The sequence below is a fragment of the Faecalicoccus acidiformans genome, from assembly GCF_014202635.1.
Taxonomy (GTDB): Bacteria; Bacillota_I; Bacilli_A; order Erysipelotrichales; family Erysipelotrichaceae; genus Faecalicoccus; species Faecalicoccus acidiformans.
Genome location: NZ_JACHHD010000008.1, coordinates 59154 through 79762 on the forward strand (window position 1 = coordinate 59154; position 20609 = coordinate 79762).

General features: G+C 44.6%; 20 protein-coding genes. 8 read left to right on the plus strand and 12 right to left on the minus strand.

Features of this window, described 5'->3' with window-relative positions:
• Positions 1-26 precede the first annotated feature (26 nt).
• Positions 27-1418: a 6-phospho-beta-glucosidase gene (locus tag HNQ43_RS05005; RefSeq protein ID WP_183375396.1), complete on the minus strand. Its 1392-nt coding sequence runs from the start codon at positions 1416-1418 to the stop codon at positions 27-29.
• Positions 1419-1573: 155 nt separating this feature from the next.
• Positions 1574-2833 carry a methionine gamma-lyase family protein gene (locus HNQ43_RS05010; RefSeq protein WP_183375399.1) on the minus strand — a complete coding sequence of 420 codons (1260 nt, stop codon included), beginning with the start codon at positions 2831-2833 and terminating at the stop codon, positions 1574-1576.
• A gap of 144 nt (positions 2834-2977) precedes the next feature.
• On the opposite strand from HNQ43_RS05010, the gene HNQ43_RS05015 reads away from it, so the two are divergent.
• The gene (locus tag HNQ43_RS05015) at positions 2978-3859 is read left to right on the plus strand and encodes a Cof-type HAD-IIB family hydrolase (RefSeq protein WP_183375401.1); all 882 of its coding nucleotides are present in this window, start codon (positions 2978-2980) and stop codon (positions 3857-3859) included.
• 31 nt (positions 3860-3890) lie between these two features.
• A complete protein-coding gene (gene trxA / locus HNQ43_RS05020) occupies positions 3891-4199 on the plus strand; it encodes a thioredoxin (RefSeq protein WP_183375403.1) in 309 nt (102 codons plus the stop codon).
• Between the two features lie 27 nt (positions 4200-4226).
• On the opposite strand, the gene HNQ43_RS05025 is transcribed toward trxA, so the two are convergent.
• On the minus strand, positions 4227-5861 hold the full coding sequence (locus tag HNQ43_RS05025; RefSeq protein ID WP_183375405.1) for a hypothetical protein: 1635 nt from the start codon (positions 5859-5861) through the stop codon (positions 4227-4229).
• Positions 5854-6576: an ABC transporter ATP-binding protein gene (locus tag HNQ43_RS05030; RefSeq protein ID WP_183375407.1), complete on the minus strand. Its 723-nt coding sequence runs from the start codon at positions 6574-6576 to the stop codon at positions 5854-5856. The genes HNQ43_RS05025 and HNQ43_RS05030 overlap by 8 nt, the downstream gene beginning before the upstream one ends.
• A 164-nt stretch (positions 6577-6740) precedes the next feature.
• On the opposite strand from HNQ43_RS05030, the gene HNQ43_RS05035 reads away from it, so the two are divergent.
• From HNQ43_RS05035 to HNQ43_RS05055, 5 genes are all read left to right on the plus strand, one after another.
• Complete coding sequence (locus HNQ43_RS05035) at positions 6741-7244, plus strand: GNAT family N-acetyltransferase (RefSeq protein ID WP_244957039.1); 504 nt, start codon at positions 6741-6743, stop codon at positions 7242-7244.
• Between the two features lie 3 nt (positions 7245-7247).
• Positions 7248-7952, plus strand: a complete 705-nt coding sequence (locus HNQ43_RS05040) for a YoaK family protein (RefSeq protein WP_183375409.1) — start codon at positions 7248-7250, stop codon at positions 7950-7952.
• Between the two features lie 144 nt (positions 7953-8096).
• On the plus strand, positions 8097-9728 hold the full coding sequence (locus tag HNQ43_RS05045; protein WP_183375411.1) for a putative manganese-dependent inorganic diphosphatase: 1632 nt from the start codon (positions 8097-8099) through the stop codon (positions 9726-9728).
• A gap of 117 nt (positions 9729-9845) precedes the next feature.
• Positions 9846-11192 (plus strand): TrkH family potassium uptake protein, encoded by a 1347-nt coding sequence (locus tag HNQ43_RS05050; protein WP_183375412.1) that lies wholly within the window; start codon positions 9846-9848, stop codon positions 11190-11192.
• A gap of 1 nt (position 11193) precedes the next feature.
• Positions 11194-11847: a potassium channel family protein gene (locus HNQ43_RS05055; RefSeq protein ID WP_183375414.1), complete on the plus strand. Its 654-nt coding sequence runs from the start codon at positions 11194-11196 to the stop codon at positions 11845-11847.
• 59 nt (positions 11848-11906) lie between these two features.
• Here the strand turns inward: HNQ43_RS05055 and ftsH are convergent, their stop codons facing one another.
• The 8 genes from ftsH to aroB form a co-directional block, all read right to left on the minus strand.
• The gene (gene ftsH, locus HNQ43_RS05060; protein ID WP_183375416.1) at positions 11907-13763 is read right to left on the minus strand and encodes an ATP-dependent zinc metalloprotease FtsH; all 1857 of its coding nucleotides are present in this window, start codon (positions 13761-13763) and stop codon (positions 11907-11909) included.
• Positions 13764-13877: 114 nt separating this feature from the next.
• Positions 13878-14726 (minus strand): NAD(P)-dependent oxidoreductase, encoded by an 849-nt coding sequence (locus HNQ43_RS05065; RefSeq protein ID WP_183375418.1) that lies wholly within the window; start codon positions 14724-14726, stop codon positions 13878-13880.
• Positions 14723-15229 (minus strand): flavodoxin family protein BilS, encoded by a 507-nt coding sequence (gene bilS / locus HNQ43_RS05070; RefSeq protein WP_183375419.1) that lies wholly within the window; start codon positions 15227-15229, stop codon positions 14723-14725. Before bilS ends, HNQ43_RS05065 begins: the two co-directional genes overlap by 4 nt.
• Positions 15226-15531 carry a TIGR04076 family protein gene (locus tag HNQ43_RS05075; RefSeq protein ID WP_183375420.1) on the minus strand — a complete coding sequence of 102 codons (306 nt, stop codon included), beginning with the start codon at positions 15529-15531 and terminating at the stop codon, positions 15226-15228. The genes bilS and HNQ43_RS05075 overlap by 4 nt, the downstream gene beginning before the upstream one ends.
• A gap of 8 nt (positions 15532-15539) precedes the next feature.
• Positions 15540-16376 (minus strand): prephenate dehydrogenase, encoded by an 837-nt coding sequence (locus HNQ43_RS05080; protein WP_183375421.1) that lies wholly within the window; start codon positions 16374-16376, stop codon positions 15540-15542.
• On the minus strand, positions 16373-17641 hold the full coding sequence (gene aroA, locus HNQ43_RS05085) for a 3-phosphoshikimate 1-carboxyvinyltransferase (protein WP_183375422.1): 1269 nt from the start codon (positions 17639-17641) through the stop codon (positions 16373-16375). Before aroA ends, HNQ43_RS05080 begins: the two co-directional genes overlap by 4 nt.
• Positions 17631-18746, minus strand: coding sequence for a chorismate synthase (gene aroC / locus HNQ43_RS05090; RefSeq protein ID WP_183375424.1), 1116 nt, complete (start codon positions 18744-18746; stop codon positions 17631-17633). Before aroC ends, aroA begins: the two co-directional genes overlap by 11 nt.
• Positions 18743-19753, minus strand: coding sequence for a 3-dehydroquinate synthase (aroB, locus tag HNQ43_RS05095; protein ID WP_183375426.1), 1011 nt, complete (start codon positions 19751-19753; stop codon positions 18743-18745). Before aroB ends, aroC begins: the two co-directional genes overlap by 4 nt.
• A gap of 99 nt (positions 19754-19852) precedes the next feature.
• On the opposite strand from aroB, the gene HNQ43_RS05100 reads away from it, so the two are divergent.
• Positions 19853-20608: a copper homeostasis protein CutC gene (locus HNQ43_RS05100; protein ID WP_183375428.1), complete on the plus strand. Its 756-nt coding sequence runs from the start codon at positions 19853-19855 to the stop codon at positions 20606-20608.
• Position 20609: the final 1 nt, after the last annotated feature.

Genomic DNA, 20609 nt, shown 5'->3' on the forward strand with positions numbered 1-20609 from the left:
TGTTCTATGCAACAGAAAGGACGAAATTATTTTCCTTCTTTGACCAGCTTGGCGCTGATGTCATCTTTGATCTGGATCCCTTGGGCTTTTAAGGAAGCGATCTTCGCTTGAAATTGCGGCAAGTAGTTTTCATGAGCGATCAACAGCTCATCCAACACATTTTTGGCACTTTGACCCGCCGGGATCAGGGGGTTCAAGGCGAAAGCCTCCAGAGCCAGGCCATAATTGCCGGTTACTGCAGCTTCGATCGTGCACTCTTCCATGGCCTTCATGCACTGGAGCCAGCCTCTTTGGGCGCTTGGCAGTTTCCCCCAAGCAATGGGCAGAGCTCCCTTGCCGGTAATGATAGAGCTGATTTCGACGACACAGTCTTCAGGCAGTTCCGGGATGGCTCCTCTATTTTTGGTGCTGACGACCATGTGAGTCTTTTTATCGTTGTAGATGGAATTGATACATTCACAGGCGGCATCGCTGTAATAAGCACCGCCTCGCATGCTGAGCTCATCGGGTTTGTAGTCGAGTTCTGGATCTTTATACAGGCTGAACAGGCGCTCTTCGGTTTGTTTGACTTGTTGGCCGCGGGTGCCCAGTGTTTCATATTCTTCCAGAGAATGAGCGAGCATTTCTTCCTGGCGATAGTAATAGCGATGATATCCGCAAGGAATCATCTGCATCTGTTCGATCTGTTCTTTGAAGAAAGGAACATTGGTAATGTTGGCGGGCAATCCGATATCCTTTCCTTCAAACAAGGCATCGATGACATTTTGAGTCAATTCTTTCCCGTTGCGGTCATAGACTTTGTGCCAGTGAAAATGATTGATGCCGACAAACTGATAGATCAAATCTTGAGGGCTTTTTTTGATTGCTTCAGGCTCTTTCATCATCGCGATTACCGGGACATTGCATAATCCGATGACTTTATCCCAATGTCCATAACGGATCACAGCCTCAGTGACCATTCCGCTCGGGTTGGTAAAGTTGATCAGCCAGGCATTCGGACAGACTTCTTTCATATCTTTAACGATTTCCAAGATGACCGGAATCGTTCGAAAAGCTTTAAAAATCCCGCCGGCACCATTGGTTTCTTGTCCCAGCATGCCATAAGATAAAGGAATCCTTTCGTCTTTGATGCGTGCTTCCAAAAAACCTACGCGAAATTGGGTTGTCACAAAATCGGCATCCTGAAGCGCTTTTTTTCGATCCATAGTGGTATAGATCTGAACATCGTATCCGGCTTTTTTCCACATTCTCTTTGCCATCTTGGCATCGATCTCTACCTTTTCTTTTCCGTTTTCGACATCGACCAGCCAAATTTCCCGGACAGGAAGTTCAGGATATCGTTTGATAAATCCTTCCATGAGTTCGGGCGTATAACTGCTTCCTCCCCCAATGGTTACGATCTTGATTCCATGTTTCATAGATAGGTTCCTCCTTGTGATTTCAACATAGTACAAGATCCAGAAAAGCACAATGGTTTTAGAAACTCCAGGGTACAAAGTATCAAAAAATAAAAGAAGTTCTGCGAATTTTTGATACTTTTTGAACTACGAAGAAAAAACCACCGGAATGGTGGTTACTCAGCTTGCTTCTTGATATTGGTCAATGCCAGCAAGATTGATAATTTTCCATATTCAAAGGTCAATCCTCCTTGCATATACAAAGTATAAGGCTTTACGACCGGCGCATCGGCGCTTAGTTCAATGGTGCTGCCCTGTGTAAAGCTTCCGGCAGCCATGACTTCATCAAAAGGATAGCCAGGCATGGGGGCAGGCAAAACATAAACGAAGGAATCGATCGGGCTGGTGGATTGGATGCCTTGGGTAAAATGAACAAGGTTTTCTTTGGTGCCCAGTTCCAAGGTCTGGATGATATCGGTCCTTGGTTCGTCATAAGCAGGCGATACATTTTGATAACCTAGTTTTTCTAACATATAGGCAGAAAAAACGGCTGTCTTCAAAGCGCTTTTGACAGCGTTTGGAGCCATGAAGATCCCTTTGAAGAAGGAAAGGTTCAAATTGAAGTTGGCACCCAGGCTTTTCCCGATGCCAGGGGCTGTCAACCGTTCGGCAACCCTATGGATCAGATCTTTTCGGCCCGCGACATATCCGCCGGTGGACGCAATACCGCCGCCTAAATTTTTCATCAGGGAACCGACGACAATGTCCGCCCCGATATGGCCAGGTTCTTCTTTTTCGACCAGTTCACCATAACAGTTATCCACCATGACGATGACTTCCGGGTCGACTTCGTGGATCTTTTGAATGATCCGTTTCATTTTGCGGATGTTTAAGGATAAACGATGCGAATATCCGCGCGACCGTTGAATTTCAACCAGGCGAACATTGTGTTCCTGGAGACGCTTGAGGATCGCTTCATCATCAAAATCATCATTGACCAGATCGATCTGTTCATAACGAATTCCATTGGCTTTTAAAGATTGACTGGAAGATCCATAGAGACCGATCATTTCCTGTAAAGAGTCATAAGGGGCGCCAGACAAAGAGATCATGGTATCTCCATGTTTCAACAAAGCCGAAAGGGTTAAATAAAGCGCATTGGTTCCGCTCATGATTTGGGGGCGTACCAAGGCGTCTTCGCATCCTAATACCGAGGCAAAGATCTTTTCGATCTTGTCTCGCCCTTCATCGTAGTTTCCATATCCGTTGATATCCGCAAAATCGGAATAAGAAACTCCGTTTTCTATAAATGCCGATAAGATCCGGTTCGAGTTATACAGACAGATATCATCGATGTTTTGATAGATATCTTTTAGAACCGTTTCGGATTCTTCGGCCATTTTTAATAAGTCTTTATCGATTTGTTCTAAGATCATAATAAACTCCTTAAAATTTCCATTCCCTATTATACACAATTAGGGAGAAGAAAAGGAAATTGTAAAAAAATGATAAAATACAAAATCTTAAAAACAGAGAAATTTCGTGCGTGCTATAATGAATAAAAAAGGAAGGAATCAAGTATGACAATAAGATGTTTAGCGTTTGATCTGGACGGAACGTTATTAAATGATCAAAAAGAGATCGATCCGCGCACAAAAGCTTCGATTCAAAAAGCCATGGAGCAGGGAATGCATATCGTGATTGCCAGCGGGCGCGATAAAAACGGGACCTCTTTTGTATATGAACCTTTGAGGCTTGAACAAGGAAATCATTATCTGGCCTTGGTCAACGGGCAGATCATCTACGATTTTGAAAAGAAAGAATATGATTTAGACGATGTTTTATTGCCGGAAGATGGTTTAAAGATCCAACAAGTCTGTAAGCAATTCGATATTGAAGGAATCTTTTGTTGCGGGTATGACTTTTACAGCTATATTTCTCAAGCCAATCGTGAGAAGAAGATCGAGCGGGAGAAGAAGGAAGGGCAGCCGATGGATTATGGATTGAAAAAGGGAGGACCTCATCGTAATTTTATCGATCTTCCTTATAAGGAAATCGAGTTGACCCAAGATATCAATAAAGTGATCATGGTCCATACGGCAGAGTTTTTTGAGGAACATTTAGATGATCTGAAAAAAGCTTTATCGGATTATGATGTTTTATTGATCGGACCTACTTGGCTGGAGATCATGCCCAAAGGGGTATCCAAAGCCAGTGCTTTGAAAAAGATCTGTCTGCGGGGCGGATTTACAATGGATGAAATCATGGCTTTTGGCGATGCGCAAAATGATATCCAGATGATCGAACAAGTAGGGATCGGTGTTGCGATGGGCAATGCGATGGAGGAAGTAAAAAAGGTTTCTGATTATATTGCGGATACGAACTTGAATAACGGAATCGGGAAAACCATTGATTTATTGCTGGCGGGCAAAGAAATGGACTTACGTAACTCGAAACGATAAAATAAAACCATAGAAAGCGATGGTGACAATTATGGAAATCATTAATGCGAATCAATTTGAACAATACATGAAAGAAGACGCTGTTCTTGTGGATTTCTTCGCGACTTGGTGCGGGCCTTGCAAGATGCTTTCGCCTGTATTGGAAAGTGCAGCGAAAACTTTGGAAGGCAAAGTTAAGATCGTAAAAGTCGATGTGGATCAAAGTCCGGATCTGGCGCAAAGATTTAAAGTCATGGCAGTGCCGACAATGATCTTATTTAAAAACGGCCAGCAGGTGACGGCTTTCTCTGGCTATATGCCGGAAGAACAGCTGGTTGCTCGCATCGAAAGTGCTCTATAAAAAAAGCGCTCCCTGGAGCGCCTTTTTTTATGAGCTGGATCGCATAAGATGTTTTAAGATGATCTTTGGGGTCACTAAGACAAAAAGAACAGAAAGAATGGTCAATAAGATCAGCATAGCAATGGAATAGACTTCCCAATAAGCGGACAGATTGAACATAAAGAATGGAACCACGACGATTGCCAGAATCGCCCAAGAAATCACAAATTCTAAAATGACATTCATATTGTTCTTAATGGCATGCGTTTCATCTTCCCAGTCTGTCTTGGGATGCAGTCCATCGACAAAGATGGCAATCGCATTGACTAAAACAGATGTGATAAAAGCACCCAGCACAAAAAACAAGTCATACCAAAGCGGATAGGGAACGACAATATGGACGCTGATCAACATCAAGACACATGTCAAGAGGGAAAATAAGGTTCCAATGGATTCTTTGATCAAGACTTGTTTTGTGAAATCCAAAGGAACATACTTCACAAAATCCAGGTTCTTTCCTTCCCGTGAGAAGGCAGTGGCACTGATTCCGTTTAAACTGCCGGCGAAAAATCCGATTGCGGCTCCGGCAATCAACAAAACCAGCGGCAAGTTGATCAACGAGGGAATATCGACTGTTTCCAATACAGGGCGAAGATCTTCTTTGATCGGGGTGACCACCATCATCGCGATAAACATGATCGGCATCACCAAAGAAGAAAGCACACAGTTGGCCATATAGGCAGGAGTCCGAGTCAAACGAAGCAGCTCGACTTTCGCATAATTGATCCAGACAGAACCTTGTTTCCGGTATGAAACTTTCTTTTTCTTTGAGGAAACAGAAGTGCGGGCATCCCGGGCGGAACTTAAATACAACTTGTCTGCCAAAAAGAGGAAGACAGCCATGCATATTGCCAAGATCAGGACCGTAATCAAAAAATCGACCATGGAACTTTCCACGATGGACCGGGCGGCAAAGGAAACATTGAAGAAGATCTGTACGATACGCATGATTCCTTCAGGATCGTTTGCCATGGTTTGAATCAAAAGGACCGGGTCTTCAAAGTTATAGCCAAGCTGGCTGGAAGCCAATCCGATCACTATGGCCAATCCAATGGAGAGAACACCGGTGATCATATTGAAACGGTCTTTATTTTTGAAAAATGGCAGCAAGCGCATCAGGATCATCCAAAAGATGCATACGATCAGCGTTGTTGGCAGACCGATCAAAAAGATTTGCGGAATATAAAATAAGATCGAAGAGATCGAAGCATTGCCGGCCATGATATAGGCCACTAAGATCGGCAGCATCCCTATGCATGCCACCAGCATCAAGGAAATATAAACGATTACAAATTTACTGGCCACGATCGTTTTTCCTGAGATGGGGAGGACTAAAAGATGCTCCAAATCGTTAGAAAAATAGAAGACGGAAGGAAAAACAAACAGTGCTGTCCATAACATTAAAAAACAAAGACAGGCAAATCCCATTTCCATGATCATCAAATCGAAGCTATGTAAACGAAATCCTTCTAAGAACATATTAAAGATCAAGGCAAATGTCGGCAGCAGGCAAACGACCAATACGACCATGGCGATAATGCCTTTTCTTCCTTGTTTGGATTTGAGATCCATGCCGTAGTTGGCCTTATACAAAGCCTTGGTCAAGATCAGAAAATCACGCATCTTTTGTAACCTCCAGGAAGATCTCTTCAAGGGTTTCTTTGTCTTGGTAGGCTTGGCGCAATTCGTCCAGAGTACCATTGAAACATAATTTTCCGTGATCGATGATCAGGATCTTATCACAGAGCTTTTCTGCAACCTCAAGAACATGGGTTGAGAAGAAAACCGTGTTTCCCTGACGGGCATGCTCTTTCATCAGCTCTTTTAAACGATAGGAAGAAGCCGGATCCAATCCCGTCATTGGTTCATCCAGGATCCAGATATTGGGATTGCAGACTAAGGTTGCGATCAGAATCGCTTTTTGACGCATCCCGTGCGAATAACTGGACATGCGTTCCGACAAAGAGTTTTCCATTTCAAAATCATGGGCAAACTTTTTGATTCGCTGGTTCCGGGTCTGCGTATCGATATGGTAAATATCGGCCATGAACTGGATATATTCCATTCCTGTCAAACGCAAGAACAGGTCGGGAGTATCCGGAACCAGACCAAATTCGCGTTTGGCTTCTACAGGCTGTGTCACGATATTCTTTCCGTTTAACGTGATTTCTCCTTCGTCCGGCAATAGAACACCGGTCATCATATGAATCGTCGTTGTCTTGCCGGCACCGTTCGGTCCAATAAATCCAACGATACAACCGGTAGGAACATTCAGATCCAGGTGATCTACAGCGACTTTTTCGCCGAAGCGTTTAGTGACATTTTTGATTTCTATCATAAGCAAACTCTCCTTATGCGACCTATTTTACCACCGGGGGGGGTAGGCAATAGGTACTTATAGTTAAGATTATATAAATATTTGATTATTGTTTTCAAGAAGGAGTTCTTTTCGATTTTTTTGATTTGGTATAGAATAGAACAGGTGATAAGGAGAGATTCTACATGGAGAAACAATTAATGATACAGCCTTGTGTCAATGACACCCAAAAACAACAGGTTGCCAAGATTGCCGATGAGATCTGGCATGAGTATTTCCCATTTTTACTAAATACGGAACAAATCGACTATATGGTCGAAAAATTCTGCAGTTTTGAGGCCATGATAGATTTGGAGAAACATCACTATTATCATTACTTTATGGTTCATAAAGGAGAAGAGCTGATTGGATATCTTGCTTTGGCGCATGAAGAAACGCAGTTATTCTTAAGTAAGATCTACTTGAAAAAATCGGCTCGCGGGCATCATTATGCGAGCGAAATGTTTGAATATGTCAAAGATCACGCTCGAAAATATCAGTATGATTCTATATATCTGACATGTAACAAACACAATACTCATTCTTTAGATGTATATCAATCATGGGGATTTGTAAAAACGGATGAAGTTGTGACAGATATTGGTCAAGGATATGTAATGGATGATTACATCCTGGAATATACGTTATAGGTCATGAAGAAAGAATTTCTTGCCTGTGAGCGAAAAGAAGTCTTCTTGTTGCTGATGTTTGGCGCCGGGATGATGGGCGCCTATACATTCATTTTGCGGGGCGGTGTCTTCTGCAATGCGCAGACGGCAAACTTTGTGATGATGGCCGTGGCTTTGGGAACGGGATCTATCTCACAAGGATTATATTATTTGATTCCAGTCTGTGCTTATTTTATGGGATCTGTGATTTCGGAACTTTTACCGAATCCGGTCAAAAAAATACACTTGTTTCGCTGGGATACGTATCTGGTCGCTTTTGAGATCCTGGTTTTATTTGGAATCGGGTGGATCCCTTTGACGATCAATCACCATATCGTCCAAGTCATGATCAACTTTATCGCTTCAATGCAGTATAACACTTTCCGCCAAGCCGAAAGCATCCCGATGGCAACGACTTTTTGTACCAATCACCTTCGGCAGACGGGAATCGGTTTCGTTCGTTATATCAAGAAAAAAGACAGACAAGCTCTTTTAAGAGGCTTTCGTCATTTGAGCATGCTGGTAAGTTTTGTGGCGGGAGGAATCTTGGAAGCCTTTTTCTGCTCGATCCTGATGGAAAAAGCGATTTGGATCGCTTTGATTCCTTTAGGAATCGCCTTTATCATCTTGGCTTACGGCGATATTAAAGAAGAACAACGTGATTTTTCCAGCATTCCGCATGGACACTGAAAGGTAAAGCTGAAAGGCTTTCCTTTTTTTTGTATGAGCGGGCAAAAAGTGGAGAAATAGAAGGTATCTTTTGCTTTGGCGTTTTTAGATTTTTTGTGATAAATTGTTGGTTTCTTGTATAATAAAGGCACAGGAGGGGTTAGGATGCAAGATCGAACAATATATATTACCGGGCATATTCATCCTGATACAGACAGTATCGCATCTGCCATCGGATATGCTTTTTTAAAGACCGCTCTGGGGGAACCCGCAAAAGCGTGTCGTTTGGGGGAATTGAATCATGAGACACGCTATTTATTGGATCGGTTTCATTTTGAAGAGCCTTTGTTGTTAAAAGATGCACGCATTCAAGTCAAAGAGCTCGCATTGGATCATCCCGCAGATCTTTTGGAAGAGACAACGATCTTTGATGCGTTGGAATTGATGCACGATGGAAAGGGGCAGGGGTTTGGTGTTGTTGATCATCAAAAGAAACTTGTCGGGATCGTTACGCGCAGTGATATTGCCAAAGTGGGGTTAGGCGATACTGCACAAGGGATCGACTTGTTAAAAGAGACTCCTGTGGAAAACATTGTAAAAACAATCAAGGGAAAAAGTGTGTATCTGGATCCCGTCAAACATATCAATGGAAAAGTTTCAATCATTGCCCTGACCAAGAATCATGTGCGCAATTATGATATAGAGGACCGCATCGTAATTATTGGTGATGATCCGATGGCGCAGATGGATCTGATCAAAAAGGGAGCTGGCATGTTGATCATGGTTTGGACGCAGCAGGTCAGTGAAGAAGTGATCGCATTGGCTAAAGAGTATCATTGCCAGCTGGTGCTTTCGGGCTATGGAAGCATGAATACATCGCGTTATTTGTATTTCTCAATTCCGGTTCGCTTGATCATGACTCGCAATGTAGTGACATTTTCGGAGGAGGAACTGGCTGAAGATGTTTCAAAAAAAATGTTGAAGACCCGTTATCGCATGTATCCGGTGGTCAATGAGAAATATCAGCCGGTAGGTTATGTGACGCGTTATCATATGATGAACTTTAAGAATAAACGAATCATCATGGTCGATCACAATGAGTTTTCACAGTCGGTCAAAGGCATTGAACATGCGGAACTGATTGAAGTGCTGGACCATCATCGCATCTATGATTTTGCGACCAGCAAGCCGGTTTCGTTCCGCAATGAAATCGTGGGCAGTACGGCCACCATCGTAGCGACGATCTTTAAAGAGAACCAAATTCCGATCCCTAAAGATTTGGCAGGTTTATTGCTGGGGGCGATCCTTTCAGATACATTGCATTTTCAGTCGCCGACAACAACACAAAAAGACCGTACGGCAGCCAATATGCTGGCAGCTTTTGCGGATCTGGATGTTGATGCTTTCGCAACCGATATTTTTACCATCACAAGCGATATTTCCGGCAAGAGCGTAAAAGAACTAGTCAATTCTGATATCAAATTTTACGAGATCCGCAATGTTCGTATGATGATCGCTCAAGTCGTGATTCCTTGTGCTGAGTATATTTTAGGCTTGGAAGAAGAGATCGATCAGGAATTGGATGCATTAGTCTGTCAGAAGGATCTGGATCTTTGTACTGTTGTTTTCACAAGTATTTTGGAGAGTGGATCGATCTTTTATGCCCGCGGCCCTAAAAAGGGCTGGATCCAGGAGGCTTTTCCAGATACAGAAGGGCCGCACACTCTTCAAAAGCAGGTCTTGTCGAGAAAGAACCAGGTTCTTCCGATGTTGAGCGAAATTATTACGCGGTTTTAATATCTTAACGCAATCTTAACAGCAGTCATTTAGGTTTTATGATACATTTCTAGAGAAAATAGGGTCCGTTTCGGGCCCTCTTCTCTCTTTTTTTGATGTGAGGAATGATGAAGTTTTATGTTTACTAAGATCCATAGGCGGTTTTCCCACGCACAGACCTTGGCGATCGGCCATTTTTTGGTAATTCTGACAGGCGCTTTATTGCTGATGTTGCCAATTGCCAGTCAAGATGGGACCGTGACCGATTTTCTATCGACCTTATTCACTTCGACCAGCGCAACTTGTGTGACTGGGCTGATCGTGGTGGATACAGGAACGCATTGGACTTTCTTCGGACAGCTTGTGATTTTGTTGCTGATCCAGATAGGAGGTTTGGGGTTTGTGAGCATTGGGGTACTGTTTTCGATGTTCTTGAACCGAAAGATCTCCTTGAGCACGCGGTCGCTGTTGCAGGAGAGTTTGAATGTTGACCGGGTCGGCGGTGTGATTCGTTTGGTGCGCAAGGCTTTATTAGGAACCTTGTTGTTTGAGTCGATTGGCGCAATCTTGCTGTGTTTCCGTTTCATTCCGGATTTTGGCCTTGTAACCGGACTTTGGATGAGCATCTTCCATTCGGTCTCGGCTTTCTGTAATGCCGGTTTCGATATTTTAGGAAGTTTCTTTGGTGCCTATTGTTCTCTGGTTCCTTATGCCGGGGATGTTTTGGTCAACATGGTGATCATGTCACTGATCGTGATCGGCGGTATCGGTTTTATCGTATGGAGCGATCTTCTTGAGCATACGTATCACTTTAAGAAATATCGTCTGCATACCAAGATTGTATTGATTACGACTTTGATCCTGATCTTTGGAGGCGCCCTATTATTCTATATTTTTGAAAAAGATTCTATCTTGGCAGGACGACCGATCCATGAGCAGATCTTATGTTGTTTATTCAGTTCGGTGACGGCTCGTACAGCGGGGTTCAATACGGTTGATTTTGGCTTTGTTCGTCAATGCTCGGCACTCTTGATGTGTGTGCTGATGTACATTGGAGGAAGCCCGGGATCTACTGCCGGCGGAATCAAAACCACGACAATTGCTGTATTGTTTGGATCGCTGGTTTCTAAAGTGCGCGGCAATCATGGAATCAACTTATTCCGCAGACAGGTGGATAAAGATACCGTATCACAGTCTGCCAATGTGCTGGTGCTGACACTGCTGTTAGCGACATCATCGATCATGGCTATCTGTGCAATGCAAGATTTGAATATGTTGGATGTGGCGTTTGAGGTCTTCTCTGGTTTGGGAACCGTGGGGATGACAACAGGAATCACGCGCGATCTGATTCCGGCCAGTCAGGTGATCATCATCTTGATGATGTATCTAGGACGCATTGGAACGATGTCTTTTGCGTACAGTTTCTTTGAAAAACGAAATGTGCCGGCTATACAAAACCCGGTTGAGAAAGTGATGGTAGGATAATATGAAAACAGTATTGATCATTGGATTAGGGCGTTTTGGAAGACGTTTGGCCACTCGCATGGCAGAGTTGGGAAATGAAGTGATGATCGTGGATCAGAATGCCGAAATCGTAGAAAAATTATTGCCATATGTTACGGATGGCAAGATCGGAGATTGTACGGATGAAGAAGTGCTTCGTTCATTAGGAGTCAATAATTTTGATATCTGTTTTGTTTGTACGGGAAACAGCTTTCAAAGTTCTTTAGAGATCACCGATCAGTTAAAAACCTTGGGAGCCAAGCGTGTCATCAGTAAGGCCGATCGTGATATCCAGGCCAAGTTCTTATTAAAGAACGGTGCCGATGAAGTAGTGTATCCCAATCGGGATATTGCCGACAAAGTGGCGGTTCGCTGCAGCATGAACAATGTTTTTGATTATGTTGAATTATCCCAAGGCTATTCAATCTATGAGATTCCGCCTTTGACGAAATGGATCGGCAAATCGATCAAAGATTTAGATATCCGTCAGAGATATAAGATCAGCGTGATCAGCACGAAAGAAGAAGGAAGCCTGAACATGCTTCCGGGACCGGATCATATCATTTCAGGGTCGGAACATTTAGTGGTGATCGGGCTGCAAAAAGATATCGATCACATTCTTGAACAATTGCGTTAACACAGGAACAGGATTCCTGTGTTTTTTTTAGATACAAAAATAAGAGTGCCGCAGCACTCTTATTGAATCGTTGTCGGAATCTCGGCCGGTTTATTCAAGATGGTCATGAATTGTTCACCGGTGATGGTTTCTTTTTCATAGAGATATTTTGCCAGTTCGTGAAGCTTCATCTTGTTTTCGTTCAGGATCTGATACGCTTCATCGTGTGCACGCTTGATCAAAGCGGCCACTTCTTCATCAATCTTTGTCGCTGTTTCAGAAGAACACTGTAAACTGGCATCTCCGCCAAGATAGGCATTATTGACGGTTTCCAAAGCCATCATGCCAAAGTTGTCACTCATACCATAGCGGGTGATCATGGCACGGGCCAGTTTGGTTGCCTGTTCGATATCGTTAGAAGCTCCCGTCGTCACGGAATGAAAGATCAGTTCTTCGGCACAGCGGCCGCCGGTCAAAGTCATCAGCCGATGATAAGCATCCTCTTTGGATAATAAGTATTGTTCATCTTGTTCCACCTGCATTGTATAGCCTAAGGCTCCTTTGGTTCGTGGAATGATTGTGATCTTATGGACCGGAGCACGATTTTGACAGCGTGCAGCTACCAAGGCATGGCCAATTTCATGATACGATACGATCATACGTTCCTTATTGGAAATGGCCGAACCTTTCTTTTGTTCACCGGCAATTACAACTTCGATCGCCTCTTCCAAATCTTTTTGAACGACGCTCTTTCTGCCATCGCGCACAGCTCGTAAAGCGGCTTCGTTGACCATGTTCGCAAGGTCGGCTCCGCTGGCGCCGGCACTGGCTCTGGCAATCACATTGAAATCGATTTCTTTTGAACACTTGATCTTTTGAGCATGCAGGCGCAAAATAGCTTCTCGTCCGTGCAGGTCTGGTAATTCAACAGGGATCTGGCGATCAAATCGGCCCGGTCGGGTCAAAGCAGGATCTAAAGATTCTGGACGGTTGGTGGCAGCTAAAAGAACCACTCCGTCAGACCCGTCAAAACCGTCCATCTCAGCCAGCAGCTGATTGAGAGTCTGTTCTCGTTCGTCATTTCCGTTAAGGCCGGCTCCGTCACGTTTTTTACCAATCGTATCGATCTCATCAATAAACACGATGCAAGGCGCTTTTTCTCGCGCTTGCTTGAACAGATCACGGACTTTGGCCGCACCGCGTCCTACAAACATTTCGACGAATTCAGAGCCTGAGATGGAAAAGAACGGGACGCCGGCTTCTCCAGCCACTGCTTTGGCAAGCAATGTCTTCCCGGTTCCTGGAGGCCCCACCAACAAAGCACCTTTAGGCATACGAGCCCCAATCGTTTTGTATTTCTCTGGATTGTTTAGAAAATCGACGATCTCTTTTAAGTTCTCTTTGGCTTCTTCTTGCCCGGCGACATCTTTAAATGTTGTACCGGTTTTTTTGCCTTCATAGACTTTGACGTTGGATTTTCCCAGGTTTCCCAGTCCGAATCCGCTTTGGCCAAAGGACATACTATCGGTCCCTGTCTTGTCCTGGATTCTTTTAAAGGCCCGTCTGCCTAACCACCAGAAGAGAAAGAGCGGTAAAAACAAGGTCAATAAATAATACACGATCGGATTCACGGGTTCTGAGATCACCTGAGTAAAGGTAGCTCCGGAATCGTTGAGACGATCTACGAGCTCAGGGTCATTCATCAAACCGGTTTCATAAGTTTTTTCATTTTCTCCTTTTAAAGTGTAATACACAGTCTGATCTTCAATTTGTACATTTTCAACTTGTCTTTCTTCAACGGAATCTAGAAAGTCAGAATATGTTGTCGTTTCTTGGAGCGAAGAACGAAACAACGGTCCTACGATAAAGTTCAGGACCAGTACAACGATCAGGATAATGGCATAATATCGATAGAGCGAATGTTTTGGCTTATCCATTACAAAGTACCCCCTTTTTAGAAATTAGATTCAGTATAACGCGAATTGGCACTTTGTCAATAAGAGTGCTAACGATTTGACGATTTCACATAATCTAAACAAAAAAGAACCACATCAGTGGTTCGATTGAAAAGCCTGGATCAAAGCTTGTGTACCTTTTTCTCCATATCCTTGATCGATCAGATCCAAGTATTCCTGGATCACGTGTTCGACGCCTGCCAGTTTGACTTGGTCTTGATGCAGAGCAATCTTCAAGTCCTTGACAAAATGTTTAATATAGAAGCCGGGCGCATAATCTTTCTGAATCATCTTTTCGCCCAGCAAAGATAACTGGCGGGAACCCGCGGCACCGTGTTGAAGACATTCAATCACCAGGGCAGGATCCAATCCTTGTCCTTGACAATAACTGAAGGCTTCGCAGATCCCTTGCAGAGTATTGGCAATCATGATCTGATTAGCAATCTTGACTTTTTGTCCAGATCCAGCTTTCCCGCAATAGTGGATCTCTTGTCCGAAGGCGGAAAAGATCGGCATCATCGATTCAAAGGCTTCCTTTTGACCGCCGACCAGGATCGTCAATGTGCCGTTTTGGGCACCGACATCCCCACCGGTCACCGGAGCATCCAAGATCTGGATCTGTTTCTCTGCACCGGCTTTCGAAAGTTCGATGGTCAGTTCTGGATCTGAGGTCGTAAAGTCGATGCATGTCATGCCGGGGCGAAGAACTTTGAATAATTGTGCATAGACTTCCCGGACATCTTGCGGAAATCCTACCATGGTGCCGATCACATCGACATGCGAGACCAGAGCAGGGATGTCTTTTTGGATGAAAATGCCTTCCTCTTTTAGATCTTGGACCTTTTCAGGATGGCGGGCATAGACATGTACTTCGTGGCCATGATGATGCAGATGGCGAACCATCGGTTTTCCCATGATCCCGGCCCCGATCCAACCAATTCTCATCGGGAGGCCTCCTGGATCATCTTCAGGGCCCAAGTTTTGGCCTCTTCCAGATCCTGGGCATTCGGACGATCTTTCACGTCTTCAAAGTTCTGCAGGCTGACTTGCAGCTTTTTGTCTTCCGGATGTGCCTGAAGCAGACTGACGTAGCGCTCTTTGACGGCGGCCGGCATTTTTCCCGGGCAATAGAAATGGCCGATGATCTGACAAGACGGATCTATATGGGAGTGCATTCTTTGGAACAGTCTTTCATAATATGCATCCGATCCGCCAAAACCGCAGGTGCCAAAGTAAGCGATCTTGGCATCTTTCAATTCTTTGAGACACGTTTGGATCGCATCGGCGCAGTCGCCCTTATTGGTCCAGGAGCCGATAAAATACAAATCGGCTTTTTGCGGGACATAAGGCCCGCAATAGATTGCATCGGTCTGACAAGCTTCTTGAATGGCTTGGGCAATTTGCCGGGTATTGCCTGTCAGGCTTTCATAATAGATACAAATTTTCATGATGTTATGACCTCCAATAGAAATGACATGGGACGAAAACCGTCATTGCAGCTGACAAGAGCGCTTTGCGGATCTTTCATCCAGGAATCGTGCAAATGATGGGCGCCATTCGCCAACGCAAAGACATAAGGGTATAAGCTTTGCCAGGCACTGGTACAAAAGCCTTTGGGACAAGCGGCTTCGTGACAGATCCAAGACTGTCCGATCTGCAGGGAACAGGCCGCGGTTTGCGGGATCTCGTACTGTTCTATGAGATCTTGATATGTCGTTTGGCGCAAGGCCGTAATCTTGATTGGTTTCATAGCTTCCCTCAGCGATTAAACAGCTTTCGCCGTTTCGTCGATTGAATAAACAGGCGTTTCATTTCTTCGATATCTTCGGTTTCCAGGGCATGGCGGAAATGTTCGATCGAAGCGATGAACTGGTCGGTTTCATCCAATAAGATTTCTTTATTTAATAAAAAGAGTTCGGCCCAAAGGTCTTCATTGATCTCGGCAATGCGGGTCAGATCCCGAAAACTGTCCCCGGTATATTCGACCAAATGAGCATTTTCGTGCGTATTCATCAAACTGACCGCAATCACATGCGTCAGCTGGGACAAAAAGCCGATCATGCGGTCGTGCTCTTCGACACTGAGTGTCGCAATGTGGCCGACTTGTAAGGTTTTCCCCAGTTCAATGGCCTGATCGATGGCTTGCTGCGAATTGTGCTCTGTGGGAATCACGATATAGTTGGCTTGATCAAAGATAGCCGGGTCGCTGTGTTCGATCCCGCGGGATTCGCGTCCGCACATCGGGTGGATGCTGATGATCTCCAGATCGCTTCGAAGGATCTCTTGGGCCGGAGCGATGATCCCGGTCTTCACGCCGCTGATCTCCATCAATAACGTATGATCCGCAAGGTTTGACTGATACGTCTGGATCCATGGCTGGATCTGGGTGGGGTATAAACAGAGAATGATTTGATCGCATTGGTTCAGATCCTCTTCCGGGCGGGTTGTTCCTTTTTGAATGATCCCTTTATTGAGTGCCGTTTGGATCGATTCTTCGGATTTGTCAAAACCGATGACTGAAATCCCTTGCTGGCTAAGGCGAGCGGCAAAACTGGCACCCATCACTCCTAATCCGATAATACCGATCGTTTTCATAAGATCTCCACCTTTCCATGGATTTTTTCTATGTCTTCAAAGAAGGTCGGATAGCTCTTGGTAATAGCTTGGGCCCCTTCAATAATGCATGCGGTTTGAGCACATAGACCAAAGATGGTCATTGCCATTACGATACGGTGGTCATTATGGCCGTCGATCACAACATTTTGACAATCGTATTCTCGCTTGCCACGGATCGTAATCGTATCTTCTGTGGTTTGAATGGCCACACCCCATTTTTTCAGCTCCGTTTCCATGGCTTGCACACGGTCGCTTTCTTTGATGCGCAGGCGGCCGGCATGGATGAAATGTGTTGTGCCGGGGCAAAAACTGGCCAAAACACAGAGAATGGGGCCTAGATCCGGACAGTCTGCCAAATCGATTGTTTGGGCATGCAGTTCGTGATGTTCGATTTGGATCGAGTCTTTTTGGATCATCAGTTTGGCGCCAGCTTTTTTGAGAAGATCTAAAATAGATTTATCACCTTGATGAGAATCTTGTTTCAGATTTGTAAGCGTTAATTTTCCCTGAAGGGTTGCCAATACACTAAAGAAAGCAGCTTGCGAATAATCTCCTTCTACCGGCAGTGTTTGTGCCTGGTAAGTCTGATTTTCAGGTATATGATATTTTGTCTGGTGAATCTTTTCGATGCGAATCCCGAAATTTCGAAGCATCTCTAAAGTCAGTTCAACATAACTGCGAGACTCATAAGGCTTTAAGACCGTTATTGTGCTTTCTTTGGATAAGAGCGGCAAGGCAAAAAGCAAACCGCTGATGAACTGTGAAGAGATATTGCCTTCAATCGTTATATCGTCGGGTTTTAGAGCGCCTTGGATGCGTATTCCCTTTGAATCTTGTACAAAGGCTAAGCCCTGGTTATGAAAAAGACGGGCATAGATCTCCATCGGCCTTTCTAACAGGCGTCCTTGACCCGTAAAGGTGACAGGATCATTGGTTAATGAAGCGACCGGAATCAAGAAACGCATGGTCGAACCTGATTCGTTACAAGGACAAAGAATCTCTTTACCCTGGCTTTTAAGATTGGTTCCTGTTACCTGGATCTGGTCTTGGCTGGCGATGATCTTGGCGCCTAAGGATTCCATACAGGCAATCGTTGCTTCAATATCTTTGGATGCATCAATTCCGGATAAAGTGCTTGTTCCCTCTGCCAAAGAAGCGCAGATCAAAGCTCGATGGGCCATGGATTTACTGGAAGGAATGCGAAGCTTTCCATGAATCTTGGAAGGATGGATCTTAACACGCATAGGGATCCTCCATAAAAGCTTCTAGTCCGGCTTTTGACATCCAAGCATCCAGCAGAACAAAGGCACACATGCAGTCGACGACAATGCGGGCCCGGTGTAAAATGCAGGGGTCGTGTCTGCCTTCGATTTTCAGCTGTACATTTTCTTTCGTCAAATAATCGACGGAATCTTGCGTCTTATAAATCGAAGGTGTGGGTTTGATGCAAGTGTGGATCAAAATCGGCATTCCGTTGGAAATGCCGCCGTTGATTCCGGCATTATGGTTGGTTCGGGTCTGGATGGTACGATTGCAGATAAACGCATCATTGGCTTGGCTGCCTTTGAGGCGGGCAAAGCCGAATCCTTCGCCGAAACTGACAGCTTTCACAGCAGGGATAGCATAAAGTCCATGGGACAGAAGTCCTTCTAAACTATCAAAGATTGGATCGCCGATTCCAGCCGGATAGTTCAAAACGACAGTTTCCAGGATGCCGCCGATAGAGTCGCCCTCCTGTTGGGCCAAGAGGATCTCTTGTTTCATGGCATCTTCTTTGTGGGGATCCAGAACCGCAAATGCTTTCTGATTCATCTGGTCAATTTCTCTGGCACATTGTTCTTTGTCTGAAGAAAAAGGTTTGTCAAGAATCGTGCCGCATTGTTCTAAATGGGAACCGATCTTCACTCCGCGAGCAGCTAAGATTTGTTTGCAGATGCTTCCGCCTGCCACCATACAGGCTGTTAAACGGCCGGAAAAATGGCCGCCGCCGCGGTAATCTTGATATCCGTTGTATCGTTTATAGGCTGTGTAATCGGCATGACCGGGGCGCAGCCTTCCTTTTAAGGATTCATAGTCTTTGGAATGTTGATCTTTGTTGGAAATTAAAATTGTCAAAGGAGTTCCCGTTGTCTTGCCTTGGAACAGTCCGCTGACGATTTGCGGAATATCGTCTTCATGGCGCTGAGTTGAAATCTTTCCTGCGGCTTTTCGCTTTTTCATATCTTCCAAGATTGCCTTTTGGTCAACGGGAAAACCGCTGGGAAGGCCATCCAGAGTAATGCCGATACAAGGGCCGTGACTTTCGCCGAAGATCGTCATCGTTAGATTGTTGCCAAATGTATTTTTCATGCGAGGGCTCCTTTCTCTAAAATGGATTCGATTTGTTCGTAGCTGAGCTCTTCGATTGTAAAGGTGCCGACGCGAGGAACTTTTACAATGCTGACGGATTGATGTTTTGCTTTTTTATCATGGCGGATATAGGACATCAGTTCTTTTGTGTCATAGGCTGGCAATGGCGGCAATTGCAGACGGTCATAGATGGACAATACACGTTTTTTTAATTCAGGATCTTCAATAAAAAACAACATGCCCATCGCTACACATTCCCCATGCAGGTAAGACTGAAGTCCATAGGCGCTTTCGATTGCATGACCGATCGTATGTCCGAAATTTAAGATCTTGCGAAGGCCGTTTTCTTTTTCATCCTGTTCCACGACGTGCTTTTTTATGGCAATCGATCGGGTGATGATCTGAGTAAGGTCCAATGTTTCTTCTTCGAATAAGTCCACAAGGGAAGGATCTTGGATCAGTCCGGTTTTCAGTGCTTCTACAAGGCCGTTATGAACCTGACGCGGCGGCAAGGTTTGAAGAACATTGGGGTCGATCCATACGGCTTTAGGCTGATAAAAAGCCCCGACGATGTTTTTGTATTCATCCACATCGATAGCGACTTTGCCTCCTACACTGGAATCGACCTGTGCCAATAAAGTGGTCGGGATATTATAAAAATCGATCCCGCGCATATAGGTAGCGGCAACAAATCCTGCCAGATCACCGGTCACACCGCCCCCGATGGCGATGATGGCGTCTTTGCGGGTCATATCATGCCGAATCATTTCTTTTAGCAAGGTTTCATATTGAAGAAAACATTTAGAACTTTCCCCTTGCGCAAAGCGGAGGACAAAAGAATCGGGACATTGCGAGCGAACTTTTTGGATCCAGATATCGGGAATGCCTTCATCGGCAATCAAGGCTATGCGGCGTGAAGTATCGATTTGATTCGAAAGAGAATCTAAACAGTTGGCTTCGATCCAAATCGGATAAGAATATTCTTGTAGGTCAACGATCATTTTCATGAAGAATTCCTTCTTTCTAGGGATAATGATACCACGAAACAAATTGGGATGTGTTCTTTTCTCGTGATATGATAAAAAAGAAGAATAGGGGAATCGGGTATGAAACAAGTGGAAATTTGCTGCGGAAGTTATGAGGATGGCATCGCCGCCTTTTTGGGAGGAGCCAAGCGCATTGAATTGAACAGCGCTCTGTCAGTCGGAGGCTTGAGTCCCAGCGTGATCGTCTTGGAACAGCTGAAAAAAAAGACTGATTTAAAGATCATCTGTATGGTTCGTCCTCGAGCCGGCGGTTTTTGTTTTGGACAGACAGAGACTCAAATTATGATGGAAGAGGCAAAGCTCTTTTTGGAAAAAGGGGCAGATGGCTGTGCCTTCGGCTTTTTAAAAGAGGATGGCAGTGTGGACTTGGAAAAGACGAAAGCAATGACGGATTTGATTCATTCTTTTGAAAAAGAAGCAGTTTTTCATCGGGCTATCGATGTGGCTGATAATCTTGATGCGGCGATAAAAGCTTTGATTGCCTGCCGGGTGGACCGGGTCTTGACCAGCGGCCAAAAAGCGAAAGCGATGGAAGGGATCGATCGAATTGCTTATCTTCAAAAAACGTATGGAAATCAGATCGAAATCTTAGCGGGGAGCGGTCTAAATGCTGAAAATGCACTGGAAATACTTCAAAAGACCGGTATTTGGCAGATTCATTCTTCTTGTAAAGGATATCGAGAGGACCCTACTACAAGAACGAGAGATGTACGGTTTGATTATTTAGATCAACCGCATCAAATGGACTATGATGTCGTGGATGTTGAAAAGGTTAAATCTCTAGTGAATGTGATACAAAAAGAGATCCCTGAATAGG